Source organism: Streptomyces sp. NPDC056452, from assembly GCF_042796085.1.
Classification (GTDB): domain Bacteria; phylum Actinomycetota; class Actinomycetes; order Streptomycetales; family Streptomycetaceae; genus Streptomyces.
Window position 1 is genome coordinate 113,131 of sequence record NZ_JBHTRI010000009.1, and the last position, 21,182, is coordinate 134,312.

25 protein-coding genes are annotated in these 21,182 nt (G+C 71.4%); 16 read left to right on the forward strand and 9 right to left on the reverse strand.

Going from position 1 to position 21,182, the window contains the following annotated elements:
* Positions 1 to 64 precede the first annotated feature (64 nt).
* From ACFQ6X_RS11660 to ACFQ6X_RS11695, 8 genes are all read left to right on the forward strand, one after another.
* Positions 65 to 1,558 (forward strand): sensor histidine kinase, encoded by a 1,494-nt coding sequence (locus ACFQ6X_RS11660; RefSeq protein WP_383179586.1) that lies wholly within the window; start codon positions 65 to 67, stop codon positions 1,556 to 1,558.
* Positions 1,555 to 2,004 (forward strand): roadblock/LC7 domain-containing protein, encoded by a 450-nt coding sequence (locus ACFQ6X_RS11665; protein ID WP_383179589.1) that lies wholly within the window; start codon positions 1,555 to 1,557, stop codon positions 2,002 to 2,004. Before ACFQ6X_RS11660 ends, ACFQ6X_RS11665 begins: the two co-directional genes overlap by 4 nt.
* The gene (locus ACFQ6X_RS11670) at positions 2,001 to 2,372 is read left to right on the forward strand and encodes a DUF742 domain-containing protein (protein ID WP_383179592.1); all 372 of its coding nucleotides are present in this window, start codon (positions 2,001 to 2,003) and stop codon (positions 2,370 to 2,372) included. The genes ACFQ6X_RS11665 and ACFQ6X_RS11670 overlap by 4 nt, the downstream gene beginning before the upstream one ends.
* Positions 2,353 to 3,015: an ATP/GTP-binding protein gene (locus ACFQ6X_RS11675; protein WP_383179595.1), complete on the forward strand. Its 663-nt coding sequence runs from the start codon at positions 2,353 to 2,355 to the stop codon at positions 3,013 to 3,015. The genes ACFQ6X_RS11670 and ACFQ6X_RS11675 overlap by 20 nt, the downstream gene beginning before the upstream one ends.
* A complete protein-coding gene (locus tag ACFQ6X_RS11680) occupies positions 3,012 to 4,247 on the forward strand; it encodes a cytochrome P450 (RefSeq protein ID WP_383179598.1) in 1,236 nt (411 codons plus the stop codon). The genes ACFQ6X_RS11675 and ACFQ6X_RS11680 overlap by 4 nt, the downstream gene beginning before the upstream one ends.
* Entirely contained in the window at positions 4,244 to 5,452 is a 1,209-nt protein-coding gene (locus tag ACFQ6X_RS11685; protein WP_383179601.1) for a cytochrome P450, read from the forward strand. Before ACFQ6X_RS11680 ends, ACFQ6X_RS11685 begins: the two co-directional genes overlap by 4 nt.
* A 98-nt stretch (positions 5,453 to 5,550) precedes the next feature.
* Positions 5,551 to 6,669: a phosphoserine transaminase gene (serC, locus tag ACFQ6X_RS11690; protein ID WP_383179604.1), complete on the forward strand. Its 1,119-nt coding sequence runs from the start codon at positions 5,551 to 5,553 to the stop codon at positions 6,667 to 6,669.
* A 51-nt stretch (positions 6,670 to 6,720) separates the two neighbouring features.
* A complete protein-coding gene (locus ACFQ6X_RS11695) occupies positions 6,721 to 7,191 on the forward strand; it encodes a Uma2 family endonuclease (protein WP_383179891.1) in 471 nt (156 codons plus the stop codon).
* Positions 7,192 to 7,214: 23 nt separating this feature from the next.
* On the opposite strand, the gene ACFQ6X_RS11700 is transcribed toward ACFQ6X_RS11695, so the two are convergent.
* The 5 genes from ACFQ6X_RS11700 to ACFQ6X_RS11720 all read right to left on the reverse strand — a co-directional run bounded on the left by ACFQ6X_RS11700 (position 7,215) and on the right by ACFQ6X_RS11720 (position 11,083).
* Positions 7,215 to 7,877, reverse strand: coding sequence for a class I SAM-dependent DNA methyltransferase (locus ACFQ6X_RS11700; RefSeq protein ID WP_383179606.1), 663 nt, complete (start codon positions 7,875 to 7,877; stop codon positions 7,215 to 7,217).
* Positions 7,878 to 7,910: 33 nt separating this feature from the next.
* Positions 7,911 to 8,534: a class I SAM-dependent methyltransferase gene (locus ACFQ6X_RS11705; RefSeq protein WP_383179609.1), complete on the reverse strand. Its 624-nt coding sequence runs from the start codon at positions 8,532 to 8,534 to the stop codon at positions 7,911 to 7,913.
* Between the two features lie 65 nt (positions 8,535 to 8,599).
* On the reverse strand, positions 8,600 to 9,139 hold the full coding sequence (locus ACFQ6X_RS11710) for a GNAT family N-acetyltransferase (protein WP_383179611.1): 540 nt from the start codon (positions 9,137 to 9,139) through the stop codon (positions 8,600 to 8,602).
* A 94-nt stretch (positions 9,140 to 9,233) separates the two neighbouring features.
* On the reverse strand, positions 9,234 to 10,064 hold the full coding sequence (locus ACFQ6X_RS11715) for an ABC transporter permease (protein ID WP_383179614.1): 831 nt from the start codon (positions 10,062 to 10,064) through the stop codon (positions 9,234 to 9,236).
* Positions 10,061 to 11,083 carry an ATP-binding cassette domain-containing protein gene (locus ACFQ6X_RS11720; protein ID WP_383179617.1) on the reverse strand — a complete coding sequence of 341 codons (1,023 nt, stop codon included), beginning with the start codon at positions 11,081 to 11,083 and terminating at the stop codon, positions 10,061 to 10,063. The genes ACFQ6X_RS11715 and ACFQ6X_RS11720 overlap by 4 nt, the downstream gene beginning before the upstream one ends.
* Positions 11,084 to 11,176: 93 nt before the next feature.
* Between ACFQ6X_RS11720 and ACFQ6X_RS11725 the strand changes: the two genes are divergently transcribed.
* Together ACFQ6X_RS11725 and ACFQ6X_RS11730 are read left to right on the forward strand one after the other, a co-directional pair.
* Positions 11,177 to 11,959 (forward strand): TetR/AcrR family transcriptional regulator, encoded by a 783-nt coding sequence (locus ACFQ6X_RS11725; RefSeq protein WP_383179620.1) that lies wholly within the window; start codon positions 11,177 to 11,179, stop codon positions 11,957 to 11,959.
* Positions 11,960 to 11,990: 31 nt separating this feature from the next.
* Complete coding sequence (locus ACFQ6X_RS11730) at positions 11,991 to 12,392, forward strand: PPOX class F420-dependent oxidoreductase (RefSeq protein WP_383179623.1); 402 nt, start codon at positions 11,991 to 11,993, stop codon at positions 12,390 to 12,392.
* Positions 12,393 to 12,403: 11 nt separating this feature from the next.
* Here the strand turns inward: ACFQ6X_RS11730 and ACFQ6X_RS11735 are convergent, their stop codons facing one another.
* Complete coding sequence (locus ACFQ6X_RS11735; protein WP_383179626.1) at positions 12,404 to 13,402, reverse strand: WD40 repeat domain-containing protein; 999 nt, start codon at positions 13,400 to 13,402, stop codon at positions 12,404 to 12,406.
* Here ACFQ6X_RS11735 and ACFQ6X_RS11740 point away from each other — a divergent pair.
* The 3 genes from ACFQ6X_RS11740 (at position 13,401) to ACFQ6X_RS11750 (ending at position 15,884) form a co-directional block, all read left to right on the forward strand.
* Entirely contained in the window at positions 13,401 to 14,159 is a 759-nt protein-coding gene (locus tag ACFQ6X_RS11740; protein WP_383179629.1) for a GDSL-type esterase/lipase family protein, read from the forward strand. The two genes, ACFQ6X_RS11735 and ACFQ6X_RS11740, sit on opposite strands and share 2 nt — an antisense overlap.
* A gap of 96 nt (positions 14,160 to 14,255) precedes the next feature.
* Entirely contained in the window at positions 14,256 to 15,212 is a 957-nt protein-coding gene (locus ACFQ6X_RS11745) for an endonuclease/exonuclease/phosphatase family protein (RefSeq protein WP_383179894.1), read from the forward strand.
* 45 nt (positions 15,213 to 15,257) lie between these two features.
* Complete coding sequence (locus ACFQ6X_RS11750; RefSeq protein WP_383179632.1) at positions 15,258 to 15,884, forward strand: hypothetical protein; 627 nt, start codon at positions 15,258 to 15,260, stop codon at positions 15,882 to 15,884.
* Positions 15,885 to 15,905: 21 nt separating this feature from the next.
* Here the strand turns inward: ACFQ6X_RS11750 and ACFQ6X_RS11755 are convergent, their stop codons facing one another.
* The gene (locus tag ACFQ6X_RS11755) at positions 15,906 to 16,547 is read right to left on the reverse strand and encodes a TetR/AcrR family transcriptional regulator (protein ID WP_383179635.1); all 642 of its coding nucleotides are present in this window, start codon (positions 16,545 to 16,547) and stop codon (positions 15,906 to 15,908) included.
* A gap of 254 nt (positions 16,548 to 16,801) precedes the next feature.
* Between ACFQ6X_RS11755 and ACFQ6X_RS11760 the strand changes: the two genes are divergently transcribed.
* The 3 genes from ACFQ6X_RS11760 to ACFQ6X_RS11770 all read left to right on the forward strand — a co-directional run bounded on the left by ACFQ6X_RS11760 (position 16,802) and on the right by ACFQ6X_RS11770 (position 18,707).
* Positions 16,802 to 17,584, forward strand: coding sequence for a class I SAM-dependent DNA methyltransferase (locus ACFQ6X_RS11760; protein ID WP_383179638.1), 783 nt, complete (start codon positions 16,802 to 16,804; stop codon positions 17,582 to 17,584).
* Complete coding sequence (locus tag ACFQ6X_RS11765) at positions 17,562 to 17,840, forward strand: metal-sensitive transcriptional regulator (protein WP_383179641.1); 279 nt, start codon at positions 17,562 to 17,564, stop codon at positions 17,838 to 17,840. The genes ACFQ6X_RS11760 and ACFQ6X_RS11765 overlap by 23 nt, the downstream gene beginning before the upstream one ends.
* An 87-nt stretch (positions 17,841 to 17,927) precedes the next feature.
* On the forward strand, positions 17,928 to 18,707 hold the full coding sequence (locus tag ACFQ6X_RS11770; RefSeq protein WP_383179644.1) for an SDR family oxidoreductase: 780 nt from the start codon (positions 17,928 to 17,930) through the stop codon (positions 18,705 to 18,707).
* A 3-nt stretch (positions 18,708 to 18,710) separates the two neighbouring features.
* On the opposite strand, the gene ACFQ6X_RS11775 is transcribed toward ACFQ6X_RS11770, so the two are convergent.
* Positions 18,711 to 19,940 carry a PP2C family protein-serine/threonine phosphatase gene (locus ACFQ6X_RS11775; protein ID WP_383179646.1) on the reverse strand — a complete coding sequence of 410 codons (1,230 nt, stop codon included), beginning with the start codon at positions 19,938 to 19,940 and terminating at the stop codon, positions 18,711 to 18,713.
* Between the two features lie 145 nt (positions 19,941 to 20,085).
* Positions 20,086 to 21,003, reverse strand: coding sequence for a helix-turn-helix domain-containing protein (locus ACFQ6X_RS11780; protein ID WP_383179649.1), 918 nt, complete (start codon positions 21,001 to 21,003; stop codon positions 20,086 to 20,088).
* Between the last annotated feature and the right edge of the window lie 179 nt (positions 21,004 to 21,182).

Below are 21,182 nucleotides of genomic sequence, written 5' to 3' on the forward strand. Positions count from 1 at the left end.
GCCGCACCGAAGCGTCCGTATTGTCCCTGCCCCCGCCCCGAACCGTCCGCCCCGAGGACTCCGATTGCGCCCTTCACTCCGGCCAACCGCACTCGCCCTGCTGATCTCGGCAGCCGTCACCGGTTCCCTGTGCCTGTGGGCGGCCGCCGCCTCGCCCACCTCGGTACGGACCCCGGTCATCTGGGGGGCGAGCGCAGCTGCCGTGCTGCTGTGCGCCGCGGCGACCGTCACGGTCCGCGCGCTCGCCGCCGCGCGCAACCTGCGCGCCCTGCGGGCCTCCGACGCCGAACGCTTCACCGCCGAGACCTCCCGCCTCGTCTCGACCTCCGCCTCGGAGGCCCAGCGCTACACCGCGGAGACCGCCCGCATCAGAGCCGCGGCCGCCGCCGAGACCGCCCGCGTCACCAGTGAGGCGCACGACAGGGTCGCCCGGGTCACCGCCGATGCCTCCGAGCAGAGCGCCCGCCTCGGCGCCGAGGCCGAGCGGCTCACCGCCCGTGCCCGGCGCAGTGAGACCGAACGCGCGGCCGCGGTCGCCGCGTGCGCCAACGCCGCCGGCCGGATGCAGGCCCTGGCCACGAGCATGCTGGCCGACCTGCGCGAGATGGAGCACCGCCACACCGCCGAGGACGTCCTGGGCGATCTGCTGCACCTGGACCACCGCACCGCCCAGGCAGGCCGTCTCGCGGACTCCATCGCCGTGCTCACCGGCGCGCGTTCCGGGCGCCGCTGGGCGAAGCCGATCGTCATGGAGTCGATCCTGCGCGGCGCGATGGGCCGTATCGGCAGCTACCAGCGCATCCGCCTGCACTCCACGAGTGACGTCGCGATCGCCGGTCACGCCGCCGAGGGTGTCATGCACGCGCTCGCGGAACTCCTCGACAACGCCACCAACTTCTCGCCGCCCACGGCCGAGGTGCACGTGTACGTGGAGGAGGTACCGGCCGGCATCGTCGTCACCGTCGAGGACAGCGGTCTGGTGATGAGCGATGTGCAGCTGCGCCGTGCGGAGCGTGCCGTGTCCGCCGAGAACCAGGACCTCACGGCCCTGTCCGGCACCCGGCTCGGCCTCGCCGTCGTCGGCCGGCTGGCCCGCAAGCACGGCCTCACCGTCTCCTTCCGGCCGTCCGCGCGCGGCGGCACGGGCGCGCTGATGATGCTGCCGCAGGAGCTCATCTCCCGTACTCCCTTGCCGGCCCCCGTGCCCGCCGCCCGCCCCGAGCCGGAGCCCGACCACGCGACGGCGGCGACACCGTCCGCCGCCCCCGCGGCGGACACGCAGGACCAGGGCTCCCCCGAGCCCGTACCCGGGTCCTCGACGGATTCCGATTCCGAATCCACCGGTGCAGTGCCCCAGTTCGGCGACAGCGGCCTGCCCAAGCGCCGCCGTGGCCGCACCCTGGCCGCCGCCGAATCCCGTACCGGCAACGCCACCCCCGGCGGAGCCGATTCCCCCAGGCCCCGTACCACCGACGCGAAGGTCCAGGCAGCACGCTTCAGCACCTTCAGCCAGGCGGTACGAGCCAACTCCCCGCACCCGGAAGGCAACACCCGATGACCGCGACCACCGACGAGAAGCTCAACTGGCTGCTGGAGGGGCTGCTCGACCGCACGCCCGGCGCCCGGCACGCCCTCGTCCTGTCCCGGGACGGCCTCAAGCTTTGCCGCACCCCCGAGCTCTCCGTCGACCAGGCCGACCAGCTGGCCGCGATCTCCGCCGGTATCCAGAGCCTGTCGCACGGAGCGTCCATCGAGTTCGGTGACGGCACGGGTGGCGTACGGTCCGCGATGGCCGAGTTCTACGGCGGTGTGCTGTTCATCGTCGAGGCGGGCGCCGGCGCCCATCTCGCGGTCGTGGCCGCCGAGGACTCCGACGTCGGCCTCGTCGGCCACAACATGAGCGAACTCGTCGAGCAGCTCGGCGAGTACCTCGTCGCCCCGCCCCGCACTCCCGTAGAAGTGGACGACGCAGCGGCCAAAGCCGCGGAAACCGCGGACGTATGACGTCGGCGCCGCGCCCCCGCCCCGGACGCGACGACGACCCGGACCGGCTGTACACCCTCACCGGTGGCCGCAGCCGGTCCGACTCGGCCGCGTTCGACCTCGTGACGCTCGTGGTCGCCGAGTGCGACCCGACCCCCGGTATGCAGTCGGAGCACGTCGCGATCCTGCGGATGTGCCGGCGCCCCACCGCGGTCGTCGAAGTCTCGGCCACCCTGAATCTGCCCGTCAGCATCGTCCGCATCATGCTCTGCGACCTGCTCGACACCGGCCGGATCAGCGCCCGCCATCCCCGTACTGCCCGTGTCGAGGACCGGCTCCCCGACACCGACACCCTGGAACAGGTGCTCGTTGGACTCCGCAACCTCTGACCGTGCCGCCCTGCAGGCGACAGCCGACAACGGACTGAAGATCGTCGTTGTGGGCGGCTTCGGGGTCGGCAAGACCACCATGGTCCGTTCCGTGAGCGAGATCCGCCCGCTCAACACCGAAGAGACCATGACCCGCGCGGGCGAGGCCGTCGACCACCTCGACGGTGTGCAGTCCAAGACGTCCACCACGGTCGCCTTCGACTTCGGCCGGATCACGCTCGACGCGCGCTCGGTCCTCTATCTCTTCGGCGCACCCGGACAGGAACGATTCTGGTTCCTGTGGGACCGCCTCTTCTCCGGGACCCTCGGTGCCGTCGTTCTCGTCGACACCCGGCGGCTCGCCGACTCCTGGTACGCGATCGACCGGCTGGAGCACCACGGCACGCCGTTCATCGTCGCGTGCAACGACTTCGGCGGCCCGCTCCACACCGAGCAGCAGATCCGCGAGGCGCTGGACCTCTCCCCCGACGTTCCGCTCGTCGAGTGCGACGCCCGGGACCGGTCCTCCAGCAAGTACGTCCTGATCACGCTCGTCGAGCACCTCCACGCACTCTCCGTCGCCCGATCCCGGACCGCCGAGGCGGCCCTGGCAGGAAGCACGGCCTCGGCGGCGGCCGCAAAGACCCCGGAGCCCACGCTGTGACCCAGTGCCCCGTGTCCCACGGTTCCGTCCCGCTGTCCGGAGAGCGGTTCCAGACCGATCCCGTGCAGCTCTACCGGGACATGCGGCGCGACCACGGTGCCGTGGCGCCGGTCGTGCTCGACGGCGACGTCCCCGCCTGGCTGATCCTCGGCTACCGCGAGCTGCACCAGGTCACCAACGACCCGGTGCTCTTCAGCCGGGACTCCGACCTGTGGAACCAGTGGGACAGCATCCCCGACACCTGGCCGCTGCTCCCGATGATCGGCCGCAAGCAGCCCTCGATCCTCTACACGGTCGGCGAACGGCACAGCGTCCGGGCCGCGATGATCAGCAACGCGCTGGAGGGCGTCGACCCGTTCGCGCTGAAGCGGTACGCGGAGGAGTTCGCCGACGGCCTCATCGACCGGTTCTGCTCCACCGGCCGGACCGACATCATCGCCGAGTACGCCACGCTGCTGCCCGCCCTGATCCTCGCGAAGCTCTACGGCTTCAGCAACGAGGTCGGCGCAGCCCTCGTCGGCGCGCTCAACGACATGATCGACGGCCGTGAGCGGGCCCTCGCCGGACAGCAGCTCCTCGCCACGTCCATGTTCCAGCTCCTGGCCGACAAGCACGCCGAGCCCGGCGACGACGTCGCGACCAGGATGCTGAACGACCCCGGCGGTTTCACCGACGAGGAGGTCGCCCAGGACCTCATGGTCATGATGGCGGCGGGCCACCAGCCGACCGCCGACTGGATGGGCAACTCGCTGCGGCTGATGCTGACCGACGACCGCTTCGCCGCTTCGCTGTCCGGCGGCCGGCACAGCGTCGCCGAGGCCATGAACGAGGTGCTCTGGGAGGACACCCCCACCCAGAACGTGGCGGGCCGCTGGGCCTCCCGCGACACCCACCTCGGCGGACGTCACATCCGCTCCGGTGACCTGCTGCTCCTCGGCATCGCCGCCGCGAACGGCGACCCGCAGGTGCGCACCGACGGCTCCACGCTCACCGGCGGCAACAACGCCTTCCTCTCCTTCGGGCACGGGGAGCACCGCTGCCCCTTCCCCGCGCAGGAGACGGCCGAGGTCGTCGCCCGTACGGGGATCGAGGTGCTCCTGGACCGGCTTCCGGACGTGGACCTCGCCGTCCCCGCGGACCGGCTCACCCGGCGCCCGTCCCCGTGGCTGCGTGGGCTGACGGACCTGCCGGTGCAGTTCACGCCCACCCCCGCCCTTGGAGGCCAGAAATGACCCGGATCGTCCTCGATCCCTTTGTCGCCGACCTCGATTCGGAGAGCTCGGCGCTGCGCGCCGCCGGACCGCTGGCCGAGGTGGAGCTGCCCGGCGGGGTGCACTGCTACGCGGTGACGCATCACGCCGAGGCGCGCCAGCTGCTCACCGACAGCCGTGTGGTCAAGGACATCAACGTCTGGAACGCGTGGCAGCGCGGCGAGATACCGATGGACTGGCCGCTGATCGGTCTCGCCAACCCGGGCCGCTCGATGCTCACGGTGGACGGCCCCGAGCACCGCAGGCTGCGTGCCCTCGTCGCGCAGGCGCTGACCGTGAAGCGGGTGGAGCGGCTGCGGGCGGGCATCGAGGCGCTGACGAACGCGAGCCTGGACCGGCTGGCCGCCCTGCCGAAGGGCGAGCCCGTCGACCTGAAGGCGGAGTTCGCCTACCCCCTGCCGATGAACGTCATCAGCGAGCTGATGGGCGTGGACGCGGCCGACCACCCCCGGCTCAAGGAGCTGTTCGAGAAGTTCTTCTCGACGCAGACGCCGCCGGAGGAGGTCCCGCAGATGATGGCGGACCTCGGCACCCTGTTCACGAAGATCGTCGACGACAAGCGGGCGAACCCGGGCGACGACCTGACGAGCGCGCTGATCGCGGCCTCCGAGGAGGGCGACCACCTCACCAACGAGGAGATCGTCAACACCCTCCAGCTGATCATCGCGGCCGGCCATGAGACGACCATCAGCCTGGTCGTCAACGTCGTCGAGGCGCTCCAGACGCACCCCGAGCAGCGCAAGCGGGTGCTGAGCGGGGAGATCCCGTGGGAGAACGTGATCGAGGAGACCCTGCGCTGGAACACTCCCACCTCGCACGTCCTGATCCGGTTCGCCACGGAGGACGTCCAGGTCGGCGACAAGGTGCTGCCCAAGGGTGAGGCGCTGATCGTCTCCTTCGGCGCGCTGGGCCGGGACGAGAAGCAGTACGGGCCGACCGCGGGCGACTTCGACGCCACCCGCTCCCCGAACCGCCACATCGCGTTCGGCCACGGCCCGCACGTCTGCCCGGGTGCGGCACTGTCCCGGCTGGAGGCCGGGGTGGCACTCCCCGCGCTGTACGAGCGTTTCCCCGACCTGGACCTCGCGGTTCCGGCCTCGGAGCTCCGCAACAAGCCGATCGTGACCCAGAACGACCTGTACGAGCTCCCGGTCGACCTGGGCTGATCCTTCCCCGCCGCATCGGCCGTCCACGGGACGGAGCGTGCGTCTCATCCGACGGACACGGTCCCTGGCCGCGTCCCCGAGGGACTACGCTCCGGACCGTGGCCGATATCCAGATTCCCGCTGACATCAAGCCCGCCGACGGACGTTTCGGCGCCGGACCCTCCAAGGTGCGGACGGAGGCGGTCGACGCGCTGGCCGCCACCGGCACCTCCCTGCTCGGTACGTCCCATCGCCAGGCCCCGGTCAAGAACCTGGTCGGCGAGGTACGTGACGGCGTCCGCAGCCTCTTCTCCCTCCCCGAGGGGTACGAGGTCATCCTGGGCAACGGCGGCTCCACCGCCTTCTGGGACGTGGCGACGCACGGGCTCATCGAGGACAAGTCCCAGCACCTGAACTTCGGCGAGTTCTCGTCGAAGTTCGCGAAGGCGGCCAAGCTCGCCCCGTGGCTGGCCGACCCCACCGTCATCGCCTCCGACCCGGGCACCCACCCGGACCCGAAGGCCGAGGCGGGCGTCGACGTCTACGCCTTCACGCACAACGAGACCTCCACCGGTGTCGCGGCACCGGTCAAGCGGGTCGCGGGCGCCGACGAGGGTTCACTCGTCCTGGTGGACGCCACCTCCGGTGCGGGCGGCCTGCCGGTCGACATCACCGAGACGGACGTCTACTACTTCGCCCCGCAGAAGTCCTTCGCCTCCGACGGCGGCCTGTGGATCGGCGTGTTCTCCCCGGCGGCCCTGGACCGCGCCGCCCGGATCCACGCCTCCGGCCGGCACATCCCGGAGTTCTTCTCGCTGCCCACGGCGATCGACAACTCGCTGAAGAACCAGACGTACAACACCCCGGCGCTCGCCACCCTCTTCCTGCTGAACGAGCAGCTGAAGTGGATGAACACCCAAGGCGGCCTGGACTTCACCACCGGCCGCACGGCCGCCTCCTCCCAGAACCTGTACGGCTGGGCCGAGGAGTCCAAGTACGCGACCCCGTTCGTCACCGACCCCGCGAAGCGCTCGCAGGTCATCGGCACGATCGACTTCGCGGACGAGATCGACGCGTCCGCGGTCGCCAAGGTGCTGCGCGCCAACGGGATCGTCGACACGGAGCCGTACCGCAAGCTGGGCCGCAACCAGCTGCGCGTGGCGATGTTCCCGGCGATCGACCCGGCGGACGTCCAGGCACTGACGGCCTGCATCGACTACGTGATCGAGAAGCTGTAGCAATTACGTGTACGGAACGGCCCTGCACCCCTCACGAGTGCGGGGCCGTTCCTGCTTCGCTCGGCCGGGTGGCGCACCGCTTACAGGACGAAGTGGGGTGGCCCGCCCTACGATGATGGTCTCGACACCAGCCGTTCCAGGAGGCCCGGGCTGCCCGGCGGGCCCGAGGACTACGCCATTCCCGACCTGGCCGTCGTCGATGCCGATGACGACGAGCACCTGATCGAGAACAACTGCTACGACCCGGCCGTCTTCCGCCTCGTGCTGGAGGTGACCTCCAGCAACTACAAGAACGACCTGCGCGACAAGGTCGCCGTGTACGCCGAGGCCGATATCCCGGTCCATGTGATCGTCGACCGCAAGCACAGCCGGGTGCACGTCCTGACGGAGCCGACCGGTGGCGAGTACAACAGCCACGAGGTGTACGCACCTGGCCGGGCGGCCGCACTCCCCGACTCCATCGGCGCCAAGGTGACGCTCGACGTGGCGGAGCTGGTGGCGGCAGGCCGGCCCCGCGCGTGACACCTACACGTACCTGGTTCCTGTCATGACCTGGGCTTGCGTGCCAGCAGGAAGGCCTGCGGGGTCGGCTCGGGGAAGGCGCTCTCCTCGTCGATCTCCCGCACCGTCCGGGCCTTCATCGTCAGGCCCGCCGCGACCAACAGCCCGGCCATCCACTCGGGTTGGCGGCGGATGAAGTCGAGTTCGATGTCGCGCCCCCACGCGTCCGTCCGGCGCACCACCTCCTCACCGGCCTGGAACCCCAGCAGGAGATGACCGCCCGGGGCGAGGACCCGGTGGAACTCGGCGAAGACCTGCGGCAGTTGCTCGTCCGGTACGTGGATCGTCGAGTACCAGGCAAGCAGCCCGCCCAGCCCGCCGTCCGGCAGGTCGAGGCCGAGCATCGACCCTTCCTCGAACCGCAGATCCGGGTAGTGCCGCCGCGCCTCCGCGAGCATCCCCGGAGACAGGTCGACGCCGAACACGTCGACGCCCAGAGCGTGCAGATGCTTCGTCACCCGTCCGGTTCCGCAGCCCACGTCGGCCACGGGCCCACCGCCCTCGCCAGTGACGAGTTCGGCGAAGCCCGCCAGTACGGCCCGGTCGATGGGCTTGGCGGCGAGCTCGTCCTGGAAGTGTGCGGCGTATTCGTCGGCGAAGGCGTCGTACGACGCTCGGGTGGTCGTCAGGAAGGTGGGTTCGGTCATGGCCGGACACCCTACTCCGCGGGGTGACCGGCGTCAGGGGGACAGCGCGACGCCCAGCGAATCGGCGCCCATCACCTTCGGGGCGCCCTTCTCGTAGAAGACGTCGAGGTCCATCACCTTGAATCCGGCGGCCCTCAGCATGTCGACGATCGGCCGGGTGAGGTGGCACCCGCCGAACACCCGTTGCTCCAGCGGATCGAGGCGACGCTGCCAGCGGCGGACGTTGCCGTCCGTCTCCGGGGCCAGCCCGTGCTCCACGAAGTGCAGTGCCCCGCCGGGTTCGAGGACGCGCCGCACCTCGCGCAGGGCGGCAGCGGGGTCGGGGATGGTGCACAGCGTCCACGTGGACAGGGCGGCATCGAAACTGTCGTCCTCGAACGGCAACGACTGGCCGTCCAGACCTGCGCGCCGCACCGGGACGCCCGACGCCTTGATGCGTTTGCCGGCGAGTTCCCACGCGACCGAGGAGGGCTCGACCGCGTCCACACCGGCGACGGCCTCGGGGTAGAAGGGAACGTTGTGGCCCGAGCCGAAGCCGATCTCGACGACGGTGCCGCTCAGGCCCTCGCAGACCCGTTGGCGCAGCGGTGCGGCCGTCCTGGCGCCGCACGCGACGTTGACGATCCTCGGCACGACCTGCTCCGTGTAGAAGCCCATCGTGACCTCCGTACCTCTTCTCCAGCATGGCACCGGAGCAGGCCGGACGCACCGACCCGGAGAGCTCACTCCGGCTGTTCGGCCTGCCCGGCAGCGCCGCCCGAGAGGTCCCTGCGCCACCGCACCTCGCCGTCCTCCCACACCTCGGTCGGGGCGAGCCCGGCCGCGGTGGCCACGGCGGCCGATGCCGCGTGGGCGGGGTGGATGTGCGCGAGGACGGTGCGGACCCGGCCTCCGTCCCGCAGGTGCTCGACGAGTCCGGCCGCCGCCTCCTTCGCGTACCCCCGGCCCTGCCACGCGCCCCCGAGCACCCAGGCGATCTCGGCCCGCGAACCGCGCACGGTCGCCTGTACGTAGCCGGCCAGGCACCCGTCGGTACGCACCCGGAGCACCCAGTTCCACCACAGCTCGGCGGGGTCCGGGGAGCCGGCGCTCTGGCGGGCGTAGCGGGCGCGCAGGGTGTCCGTGTCCTCCGGGGCGCCTCCCGTGTACGCGTACAGGGAGGGGTCGGCGAGGACGGCGGCCATCTCGTCGGCGTGCGCGACATCGAGCGGCAGCGCGTCGAGGCGGCTGGTGGAGAAGGCTTGGGGCCCGTTGTCCGGCATGGGGCCCGACCTTAGGGCCTCGCGTCTGGGTCATGCCGGGCCCGCGGGGCCTTGACCCAGACGAAAGACCCTACGCGGGCCCCGTACCGGCCGGTCAGCGGCTGAGCCGCTGGAACCTGCGTACCGCCAGCGGCAGGAACACCAGCGTGATCACCAGGGGCCACACCAGCGCCATCAGCAGCGCGTGCTCCTCGACCCATGTGCCGCCGCTCGCCACCGGGTTGCCGAACAGTTCCCGGGACGCGGTCACCGTCGAGGACACCGGGTTCCACGCGGCGACCGTGCCCAGCCAGCCGGGCATCAGCGAGGGGGCGACCAGGGCACTGGAGATCATCGTGACGGGGAAGGCGATGGCGTACAGGCCGCCCGCCGACTCCGCGTTCGGGACGAGCAGGCCCAGCCAGACGCCCACCCAGATCAGGCTGAAGCGCAGCAGCAGGAGCAGTCCGAACGCCTCCACGGCCTCCAGCGGGCTGCCGCCCGCGCGCCAGCCGATCGCCAGTGCGGTGAGGGCCAGGATCGTCAACTCGGCACAGGCCACCACCAGGTCGGCGACCCCGCGTCCGGCGGAGACCGCGGACGGGGCCATCGGCATCGAGCGGAAGCGGTCGATGACACCCTTGCCGGCGTCGGTCACCACAGCCATCGCGGTGTTCATGAAGCCCATGGTCATGGTCGTGGCGAACATGCCGGGCATCAGGAACTCCCGGTAGTCGCCGCCGCCCGGCACCTTCATCGCGCTGCCGAAGACGTACCCGTACAGCAGGACGGACACGATGGGGAAGCCGAGCTGCCAGATGATGGCGACGGGCTGGCGCTGGTAGTGGGTGAGGCTGCGCCTCGTGACGTTCCAGGTGTCGGCGAGCGCCCAGAGGGCCCGGCTCCGGTCGGGGCCGGTGCGGGCGGGCAGTTCGAGCGCGGTCATGCCGCGACCTCCATCTTCGTGTCGTTGCCGGTGCCCGGCCCGGTGTCCGCCGCTGCCCCGTGTCCCGTCAGGCGCAGGAACACGTCGTCCAGGCTGGGCCTGCGCAGCCCGATGTCCTCGACCGCGATCCCCTCGTCCTGGAGGGTGCGTGCCACTTCGGTCAGCGCGGCCACCCGGTCCGCGACCTGGGCGTGCACCCTGCGGTCCGCCTCGTCGGTCACGACCTGCCCGCCGCCCGCGACCCGGTCCACGGCCTTGACCACGGCCGGGAGGTCGGCCGCCTCGGCGGCGACGACTTCGATCCGGTCGCCGCCGACCCGGTTCTTCAGCCCGTCCGGGCTGTCGTCGGCGATGGACCGGCCCCGGTCGATGACGGTGATGTGCGAGGCGAGCTTGTCGGCCTCGTCCAGGTACTGCGTGGTCAGCAGGACCGTCGTACCGCCGGCGACCAGCGACCGTACCCCGTCCCACACCTCGCCCCGGCTGCGCGGGTCGAGGCCGGTCGTCGGCTCGTCCAGGAACAGCACCGTGGGCGCGAGGATCATCGAGGCCGCCAGGTCGAGCCGCCGCCGCATGCCGCCGCTGTAGGCCTTGACGCCCTGGTCGGCGGCGTCCACGAGGTCGAACCGCTCCAGGAGTTCGCCGGCCCGCTGCCGCGCACCGGTCCCGCCCAGGTGGAAGAGGCGGCCGAACATCTCCAGGTTCTGCCGGCCCGTGAGCACCTCGTCAACGGCGGCGTACTGCCCGGTGAGCCCGATCCTGCTCCGTACGCGCCGGGGCTCGCGCGCCACGTCCAGGCCCGCGACCTCGGCCCGGCCCCCGTCGAACCGCAGGAGGGTGGCGAGCACCCTGACGGCGGTGGTCTTGCCGGCCCCGTTCGGCCCGAGCAGACCGTGGACGGTGCCCGGGCGGACGGCCAGGTCGAATCCGTCGAGCGCCCGTTTCTCCGCCACCCCCTTCTTCGCCCCGTAGCGCTTCACGACCCCTTCGGCCAGCACGGCATATCCGGACGCGGACATGGCTCACTCCCCTCACCACGAAGAACTGAGTACGGCGTACCCAAATGAGAGTACACCGTACCCAGTTCTTGTCCAGGGGATTACCCTGAGCCCATGACGAAGAGCGGACCGACAGCGGCGGCGGACGGCACGACCACCGGAAGCGGCGACATCGGACGCAGCCTCGAGCTCCTGTGGGGCACCGGCGAACGCCCCAGCCGCGGCCCCAAGCCGGGCCTCTCGCTCGACCGGATCGTCGCCGCCGCCGTCGAGGTCGCCGACACGGAAGGCCTCGCGGCCCTCTCGATGCGCCGGCTCTCCTCCGAACTCGGCACCGGCACGATGTCGCTCTACCGGTACGTCCCGGGCAAGGCCGAACTGCTCGACCTCATGCTCGACCGGGTCCTCGGCGAACCCCTCTCGGCGGACGCCTCACAGGTGCCGTCCGACTGGCGGGTGGCCGTCGACGCGATGGCCCGCACCTACCGGGAGAATCTCCGCGCGCACCCCTGGCTCCTCAAGATCAACCAGGCGCGCACGGTCCTGGGCCCCAGCGCCCTGCGCGGCCTGGAGCTCGCCCTGACCGGACTCAGGGGCATGGGCCTGCGGGACCCCGAGCTGATCGGCGTGATCATCACGGTCAACAGCTTCGTCGAGGGCCTCGCCCGGACGGAGAACCACGCGAAGGAGGCGGCCCAGCAGACCGGCCTGAGCGACGCCGCGTTCTGGGAGGGCCAGCGCCCCTACCTGGAGCGGGCCATGCTCAGCGGCGAGTACCCGTACATGGCCGCGCTGTCCGAGGACGCGTTCGGGGCCGACTTCGATCACTTCGCGTTCGGTCTCGGCCGCCTCATCGACGGCTTCGAAGTCCTCGTGGAGCAGCGCGCACGCGGATGACACGGCGCCCGATCCGTGGACCATGGAACATATGGACACGATCCACGAGCTGGAGCCCTTCGTGAAGCAGTACACCGTCCTGCTGAGCAGCCGCCGGCCTGACGGATCGCTCGCCCGCACACCCGTCAGCATCGCCGTCGAGGGCGACCACGCCTATGTCCGTACGTTCTCCTCGGCGTGGAAGGTCGACCGGATGCGCAACCACCCCGTGGTGGAGATCGCCCCGTGCACGGTGCGGGGAGCGCCGACGGGACCGACGATCAGCGCCTCGGCGCGCCTCCTCGCCCAGGGGTCGAAGGAGAACACCCACGCCGCCCGGACCCTCTCCCGCAAGTACCCGGCACTGCACGGTGTGTTCGTCCCCCTCGCCCACCGGCTGAAGAGGGACCGGACACTGCACTACGAGCTCCGCCCGCTCACGCCGGAGTACTGAAGGGACGGCCCCTATCCGCGCCGCCGCCGGAAGCCGAACACGGCCAGCGCGATGACCGCGAGCACCACGGCTCCCCCGGTCACGGTGCCCTTCCCGGTCCCGTCGGTCCCGTCGGTCCCGCCGCCTCCCGCACCGGAGCCGCCCTCCCGGGAGGGCGCCTTGCTGCCGCCCCCGCCGCTCCCGCCGTCCTCGACGTCGACCCGCACGACGTCGCTCCGCTCCCCCTCGGAGCCGAACATCATCGCCGAACCGTCCGCCGTGTACGTCACCGACTCGGACTGCCCCTGGAGCGGGACGCTCACCGCGTGGTCCTCGCCGAGCCTGCCCCCCTCGAAGGCGTACGCCCTGGTGCTGAAGTACGAGCGCAGGACCAGTTCCTGCCCGTCCGGCGAGAACGCCCCGTCCGTCACCCACGGCACCTCGCCGACCCGCCGGAACACGTTGGCCCCGCCGGTCGACAGCTTCGCGGGCCCCTCGTAGAGCCCGCCGCCGTCCTCGTTCTTCGACGCGATGTAGACCCGTCCCGTCTTCGGGTGGACCATCAGCGCCTCGGCGTTGCGGGCCCCGTCGGCGTACTTCACGTCGAACTGGGTGGCCCGCACGGTGGCGTCCGCGAGCCGCTTCGGCTCGGGGAAGCGGTAGATCCAGACGTGGTCCCAGGAGCCGTCGAGGTTGTCGCCGATGTCGCCGACGTACAGGTTCCCGTCCGGCCCGAGCGAGATCGCCTCCACGTCGCGGGGCGCCCCCACCCCCTGCATGGTGATCCTCGCGACGGTCTTCCCGGTCCGGGAGTCGACGGCGTAGACGTACGGCCCGTCCTCGCTGTCGTTGTGCGTCCAGTAGATGCCCGGGTGGGCGCGGCTGGCCGCGAGGCCGCTGGACTCGGTGATCCGGGAGTCCTCGATCGTGAAGGTGCGATCGGCCCCGTCCCCGTCGTCCGCCACAGCGGGCGCCGCACCCGTGAGGAACAGGAGGGTGGCGGCGGCGGAAACAGTCAGCAGCGATCTCATGGCACAAGTGTCCACTGTCACGTCGCAGGCCGGAGCGGTGATCCGCCATGATGTCGCCATGCGTTTTCTCTTCGTCGGTGACTCGATGACCATCGGCAGTGCCGGCGACTTCACCTGGCGCTACCGCATGTGGCAGCACCTCGAAGCGACCCTCGGCGACGGCGGCTACGCGATCACCGGTCCGCGCACCGAGCTGTTCGACATCGCGGCGAACGCCCCGCACTCCTGCGCGTACGGCGACCCGGACTTCCCCGCCCACGCCCGCCGGCACCTGGCCGGCTGGGGCGAGGGCTGGCTCCACATGGCCCCGGTCATCGCGGACACGGTCACGGCGACGCGCGCCGACGTCCTGCTCGTCTCGCTGGGCCTGATAGACCTCGGTTTCTACACGGACAGCGAGCAGACGGCCCTGAACGCAAGGGAGTTCATCGCCGCGGCCCGCACGGCGAACCCGGGCGTCAGGATGGTCCTGCTCCCCGTGATACCGAACATACGGGCGGAGTCGGACGCCCCCTTCGCCGCCGAGTGCGACCGCTTCAACCTGCTCCTCGGGAAGGCCGTCGCCGACCTGGACAACCCGTCGTCCCCGATCCTGCTGGCCTCGCACCCGGCGGGCTACGACATCCACACGGACACGTACGACGGAACCCACCCCGGCCCCACCGGCGAGCACAGACTGGCCGGAGCCTTCGCGGACGCGATGCACCAGGCCTGGGGCGTGGGCGGACCCTACGCGGGAGCCCTGGCCTCGGCCTGAGCCCGCCGGAACCGCGACCGGTGATCATGGCGTCGTACCGTGCGAGCCGTGCCGTACGGCCACGGCGTGAGCGGTACCGACGGAACCGGGCGGGCGATGACGAAGCCGGAGAGCAGCAGAGCACCCTGGGGTCGGAAGCGGGGCCGGGTCCTCGGACTGCTGTCCGTCCTGGTCGCCCTCCTCCTCGTCTTCCCCTCCGTGGTCCCCCAGGCTCCCGGCCATGCGGGCAGCCTCCTCGAAACGTTCCTGCCCTGGCTGGGCCTGTCCGTTCCCGTCCTGCTCGTCCTGGCCCTCCTGCGTCGCTCGTACGTCGCCCTGACCGCACTGCTGCTCCCGGCCGTCGCGTGGGGTGTGCTCTTCGGCGGACTGCTGCACTCCGGCCACGCCCCCGGGGACGACGAGCTCACGGCGCTCCAGCACAACGTCAGCGACGTGAACCAGGACCCTTCCGGCACCGCACGCGCGCTGCTCGGGGCCCGGCCGGACCTCATCGCCCTGGAGGAGCTGACGCCGTCCGCTCTTCCGGCCTTCCGCGCGGTCCTGGGGGCGGACTATCCGCACCACGCGACCCGGGGAACGGTCGGGCTCTGGTCGAAGTACCCCCTGTCCGACGTACGGCAGGTGGACATCAGGCCGAAGGCCGTCGGCGAGGGCTGGGACCGGGGGCTGCGGGCGACCGCCGCGACACCGCGGGGCAGGGCCGCCGTGTACGTCGCACACCTGCCGTCGGTCCGGCTGGGCCTGGGCAGCGGCTTCAGTTCCGGGTGGCGGGACGAGAGTGCCGTGCTCCTCGGCAGGGCCCTCGCCGCCGAACCGCTGGACCGGGTGATCCTCCTCGGAGACCTCAACAGCACGCTGGACGACCGGGGTCTGGAGCCGGTCACCTCGCGAATGAGCCGGCCGGACACGGATTTCGCGTTCAGCTGGCCCGCGAAGCTGCCCCTGGCCCGGATCGACCAGATCCTGACCCGGTCCGCCGAGGTCACCGAGCTCCGGTCGCTGCCCGCGACGGGGAGCGACCACCTGCCCATCGCCGCGCGCATCAGGCTCTGACAGTTTTACTTGTCAGGCCATTGGCTCGACAGGTAAACTTGTCACATGGACGACGCAGTGGCGATCCCGGTCCCCGAGAGGGACGACGAGAATTTCTGGTCCACCATCACGACCCTCGTGGAGCCCGCCTGGAGCGAGCCCACCGACGACGACACGTTCGTCATGGACGAAAAGGTGCTCGACGCGTCCCGCGCACTGGCCGAACGGATCTCGACGCGCGCACAGGCCTACCGCACCGCCGACAAGCCCTTCGACAGCGCCCTCATGGCCGCACCCGACGTGCAACTGGCGCTGCTGCGGGCCCTGTACGAAACCAAGCGCTCCGTCGACCGACTGGCCGAGAGCGCAGCCACCGTCGCAGGCCGCAACGGGGCCAGCTACACCCAACTGGGCATGGCCTGGGGGGGCATCAAGCGCCAGTCAGCCCGCCTCAAGTGGCCTCACGCAGTGGTCAAGAGGTCCGCGGGCGAGTCCGTCCCGCTCCGCTACGCAGGTGGCTCCGCCGTCATTCACCACGACCCGAACGTCGACGCCTGGTGGTACACCGCCACCGCCGCGGACCAGCAGGACGAGGAGTCCGAGGCCGTCCACCCCACCTCCGCGGAGGCCATCGCGCGGGCGACCGAGTTCCTCCTGACGCACGCCCGGCCCGGCCGGCAGGCATCCGCGTGACCGTCCGGCGGTAGTTGTGGGCTACCCGCCCGCCCCCTGGATCCCCAGCATCGCCAGCCCCAGCTCCGTCAGCTCCGCCGACACCTCTTCCGGCCGGGCCCTGCGGGGGCGGCGGCTGTGGTGGGCCATCAGCTCGTGGACCGTGCCCACCATCACCATCACCACCACCCGGTGGTCCCGCTCCTCCGCCTCGCCGCGCACCGCCGCCCGCTCGGCCTCGCCGGTCAGGAAGTCGGCCCACAGGTCCCGCCACCGCTTGCAGTGCTCGTCCACCGCCGTGCTCACCCCGAGCACCTCGACGAACGTCACCCGCGCCTCACGCAGGTCCCGGGTCACCGCGGTCACGTACGCGTCGAAGAGGATCCGGAACCGCTGCGCCACCGGGCAGTCGTCCATGCCCTCCGAGAGCAGGGCACTCTCCGCCGCCCGCAGCCCGTTGGTCGTCACCTCGTTGTGCAGGGCGATCAGCACGCCCTCCCGGGATCCGTACTCCTCCCAGAGCACCTCCTCCGGCACCCCCGCGACCTCGCACAGCGCCTGCTCGGACGTCTCCGCGTAGCCGTAGACGCCGAAGAGCTCCCGCCCCGCGTCGAGGAGTTGCGCACGGGCCCGCGTACGGGCCCTGTCGACCGTGCCGGTCAGCTGATCCACCGAAACATCCATCACGGGTCCTCCTTCGTCTGCCACGTCTCCGGCTTTCGCGGCGGCGGCTGAGCGGGGTCGCGAGCGCGGGAGAGGGCTTCCTCACCTCTCCATGGCGCCTGCGCCATTCTTCCCGCCCCACCGGGCGGGCGGACGGTTCGCCGCGCTGTTGCCGACTAAATCAGCTTAAGGACAGGGCTGTTGATCGTACGTTCGGACTCGGTGCCCGAGATAAATGGCGGGCGCGGGCGAAGCCCCCGCAGTACGGTCGCGCGATGGATGACGAGGACGGCTACTTCGGCGACCAGGTCGCCGCCACGTACGACGACCCTTCGGACGAGATGTTCCGGCCGGAAGCCGTGAACGCCGCCGCCGGCTTCCTGGCGGGGCTCGCGAGCGGTGGGCGGGCGCTCGAACTCGGCATCGGGACGGGGCGTATCGCCCTGCCGTTGTCGGAGCGCGGGGTTCCCGTCCACGGGATCGACATGTCGCGGGCAATGGTGGCGCGCATGCGGGAGAAGCCCGGCGGCGACGCGGAATCCATCGGTGTGACGATCGGCGACTTCGCGACGACGAGGGTGGACGGAACGTTCCGCGTCGCGTACCTGGTCTTCAACACGATCATGAACCTCACGACACAGCGGGCCCAGGTGGACTGCTTCCGCAACGTCGCCGCGCACCTGGCGCCCGGGGGCACCTTCGTCATCGAGGTCATGGTGCCCGAACTGAGGAAGCTGCCCGCCGGACAGAGCGTCGTGCCGTTCCATGTGAGCCCGACACGCTGGGCGTTCGACTCCTACGACATCGCCACACAGGCGGTGAGCTCGAACTACGTCCGCGTCGAGGGCGGCCGCGGCGAGTACCGTTCGATCCCGTTCCGGTACGTGTGGCCCGCGGAGCTCGACCTGATGGCGCAGCTCGCCGGACTGCGCCTGCGCGAGCGGTGGGAGTGCTGGGCTCGGGAGCCGTTCACGAGTGAGAGCGGCCGGCACGTCTCCGTGTGGGAGAAGCCTGCCGACCGAGAAAGGACGAAGCGTGGAACTCGAGTTGGCGGCTGACGAGTTGAAGTCGGTCCTCAACCGGCTGCGCCGGGCCCAGGGCCAGATCGCCGGGATCATCGGGATGATCGAGGAGGGCAGGGACTGCGAGGACGTGATCACCCAGCTCGCCGCGGCGTCCCGTGCCCTGGACCGGGCCGGCTTCGCGATCATCGCCGCGGGCCTCGAACAGTGCCTGGCCGAGGATGGTCCGACGGGCACCGACAGGGAGCGGATGCGCGCCCGCCTCGAGAAGCTGTTCCTCTCCCTGGCCTGAGATCCGCCCGGGTCACGGAGCGGGTGAAGGTGCCAGGTCCATAAGGCAGTTGCGCGGAAGGGTGATCTGCCCTGATCATTCCGCCCTGTGACGAACAATGACGAGAGCCGGCCCGTCGCCCGCCCCCTCGCGCTGATCACCGGTGTGGGCCGCACCGTCGGCATCGGCGCGGGCATCGCACGGCAACTGGCGGCATCGGGCTGGGACATCGCCTTCACCTACTGGACGCCGTACGACCGCCGCATGGCCTGGGGCGCCGAGAGCGGGGCCACCGAGGCGATCGCCGAGGAGCTCGCCGCGCACGGGGCGGCCTCCGCGGCGATCGAGGCGGACCTCACCGATCCGGACGCCCCGTCTCGCATCTACGACGAGACGGAACGCCGGATGGGTCCGGTCACCGCCCTCGTGATGTGCCACGCCGAGTCCGTCGACTCCGGGCTGCTCGACACCACCCTCGAGAGTTTCGACCGGCACTTCGCCGTGAACGCACGCGCCACCTGGCTGCTGATCCGCGAGTACGGGCTGCGCTTCCGCGCCACGCCCGGCACCGGCCGGATCGTCGCCCTCACGAGCGACCACACGGTCGGCAACCTGCCCTACGGGGCGAGCAAGGGCGCCCTGGACCGCATCACCCTGGCCGCCGCCCACGAGCTCGCCCACCTCGATGTGACGGCCAACGTCATCAACCCCGGCCCCGTGAACACGGGTTGGATGTCACCCGAGGCGCAGGAGGGGCTCGCCGGGGCCACGCCGCTCGGCCGCCTCGGCACCCCGCGGGACACCGCGCACCTGGTGGACTTCCTGTGCTCCCCGCAGGGCCAGTGGGTCAACGGGCAGCTGCTGAAGAGCAACGGTGGCCTCGGCTGACGGTCACAGGCTGACGACGACCAGGGCGGTGTCGTCCGTGTTGCCGCCCGGGGGGATCAGTTCTGCCAGCAGGGTGTCGGCGAGGGTGTCCGCATCGGCCCGGCGGTGACGGCTGAGGCAGTCGGCGAGCCGGTGGAGGCCGGTGTCGATGTCCTCGCGGCGACGTTCGACGAGCCCGTCGGTGTAGAGGACGAGGGTGGCGCCCTCGGAGAAGGACGCTTCGGCCTGGATTCTCGGAATGTGCTCGAAGCGGGCGCCGAGCGGCGGGTCGGTGGCCCGGTCGAGGAACTCGACGGTTCCGTCGGCGTGCAGCAGGGCGGGCGGGGGGTGACCGGCGCTGCTGTAGGTGACGGTGCGGCTTTCGCAGTCGATCACCGTCTGCAGAGCGGTGGTGGACTCGGCGCCCTCCACCGAGCGGGCGTAGAGGCCGAGTGCGTCGAGGGCGGTCGCGGGGCCCTCGGCCACCCGCACGGCCGCGCTGAGCGCACTGCGGAGCTGTCCCATGACACCGGCCGCGGTCAGCCCGTGGCCGACGACGTCGCCCACCGCGACCGCGAAGCGGCCACCGGGCAGTTCGGCCAGGTCGTACCAGTCGCCGCACACGTTCAGGGACCCGACCGCGGGCTGGTAGCGCACAGCGCCCCGGCGGCGGCCCAGCGGTCCGGGCGCGGGGAGCATCGCGGACTGCAGGCTGAGGGCGACCTCGCGTTCGCGGGCGTGGGCCCGGCGCAGCCGCTCGTTGACCTCCTGCAGCTCCCGGGCGCGGGTGTACAGCTCGGCCTCCAGCGCCCTGGTCCGGTCCCCGCCGAACCGCCCGCCACGGGCGCGGATCAGTTCGGTGACCTCTTCCACCCGGTGCAGCACCAGCGCCACCCGCCCGTCCGCGTCGAGGACCGGGGCGTTGACCGGGCTCCAGTACCGCTCCTCCCACCGGCCGGGCCGGTCGGGGTCCTCGACGTCGTAGCGCTGCAGCGCCATGGCGTCGCGCTCCCCGGTGGCCGCCACCCGCAGCAGCGACGCCTGGAGGTTGCGCACGCCGCTCGCGGCGGGATCGTTGGGGTTGTCGGGGAACACGTCGAACAGGTAGCGGCCGACGATCCGGCCACGGGTGCGCCCCGCCGTCCGCAGATACGCCGCGTTGACGTCCGCGTACACCAGGTCGGTGGTGAGGAGGGCCACCGCGGCCGGCAAGGCCTGGAACACCGCCTCGAAGTCGATCCCGGAGTGCTTCACGACGCCCTTCGCCTCTTGTGCAACAGCGGTCCGACGGCGCATGCCGTACCGGACACCCACGGGCTCCCGACGTGACGGCGGCCGAACGACCACAGCGTGACCCAGCCCGGCGTCCCAGGGGTTCCATTGCGCCATCAGCGGCATGTCACCGGCCGTCGGTCACCCCGGGCGAACTCGTCGGGACGCGTACGGCGGGCGTCCTCTGGACCGGCGGGGCCGTGGTCCTGGCCAGGAGCGTCAGGGCCGTACGCGCGGGGGAATCCGGCGGAGCCGTGGCGACGACGATGCGCGGGCCCTCGCCTCCGGGGCTCTGCAGCGTCTGCTGGTTGACCGTCAGTGTGCCGACCAGCGGATGGCGCATCTCGTAGTCGGCCACATCGCACGGAACGATGCGGTGGCGCGCCCACAGCCGGGCGAAGGCGGTGCTGTGCATGGTCAGTTCACCGATCAGCGAGGCGAGCCCCGGATCGTCGGGGTACCGGCCCGCCGTCATCCGCAGGCTGCCCACCACCGCTCTCGCCTTGGCCGGCCAGTCCGCGTAGAGCTCGCGGGTGTGCGCGTCGAGGAACACCGACTTCGTCATGTTCGGTCGCCGTACCGGATCGGCCGGGCTGTCCAGGTCCAGATGGCAGGCGAACAGCGCGTGGCCCGTCCGGTTCCACCCGAGGACGGAGCCGCGGCGGTCGAGGGCGAGGGCGGGTGTGTCGCCCAACGCCTCCAGCATCGCCGTCGTGGCCGCTGTCATGCGCTCGACGCGAGGCTGCGCGGCCGGCCGGCTGCGGCGCGGTGTGCGTGCCAGTGCGTGCAGGTGTGCCCGCTCCGACTCGTCCAGCCGGAGCGCGGCGGCGATGGCGTCGAGGATCTCCGGCGAGGCGTTGCGGGACTGCCCCGATTCGAGCCGGGAGTAGTAGGGGGCACTGATGCCGGCGAGCATCGCGAGCTCCTCCCGGCGCAGCCCGGGGACCCGACGCCGTTCGCCGTACGTCTTCAGCCCGATGTCCTCGGGGCGCAGTTGGGCCCTGCGGGCCTGGAGGAAGTCGGAAAGCTGCCCGTTTCCGTTCATGACGTCGAGTATGCGAGCCCTGGGTGCTCGAAGCCTCACCCTGTGGAGGTGGGCCTTCGGGGGCCCGCGCCCGGGAGGACAGTGGTACCTGAGCCGGTTCTCCCTGTGGCCTACAACCAAGCGGGTTCCTCACGAGTCTTGATCTTCCGAGGCAGTCGCACGCTGCCCCGCACGATCAA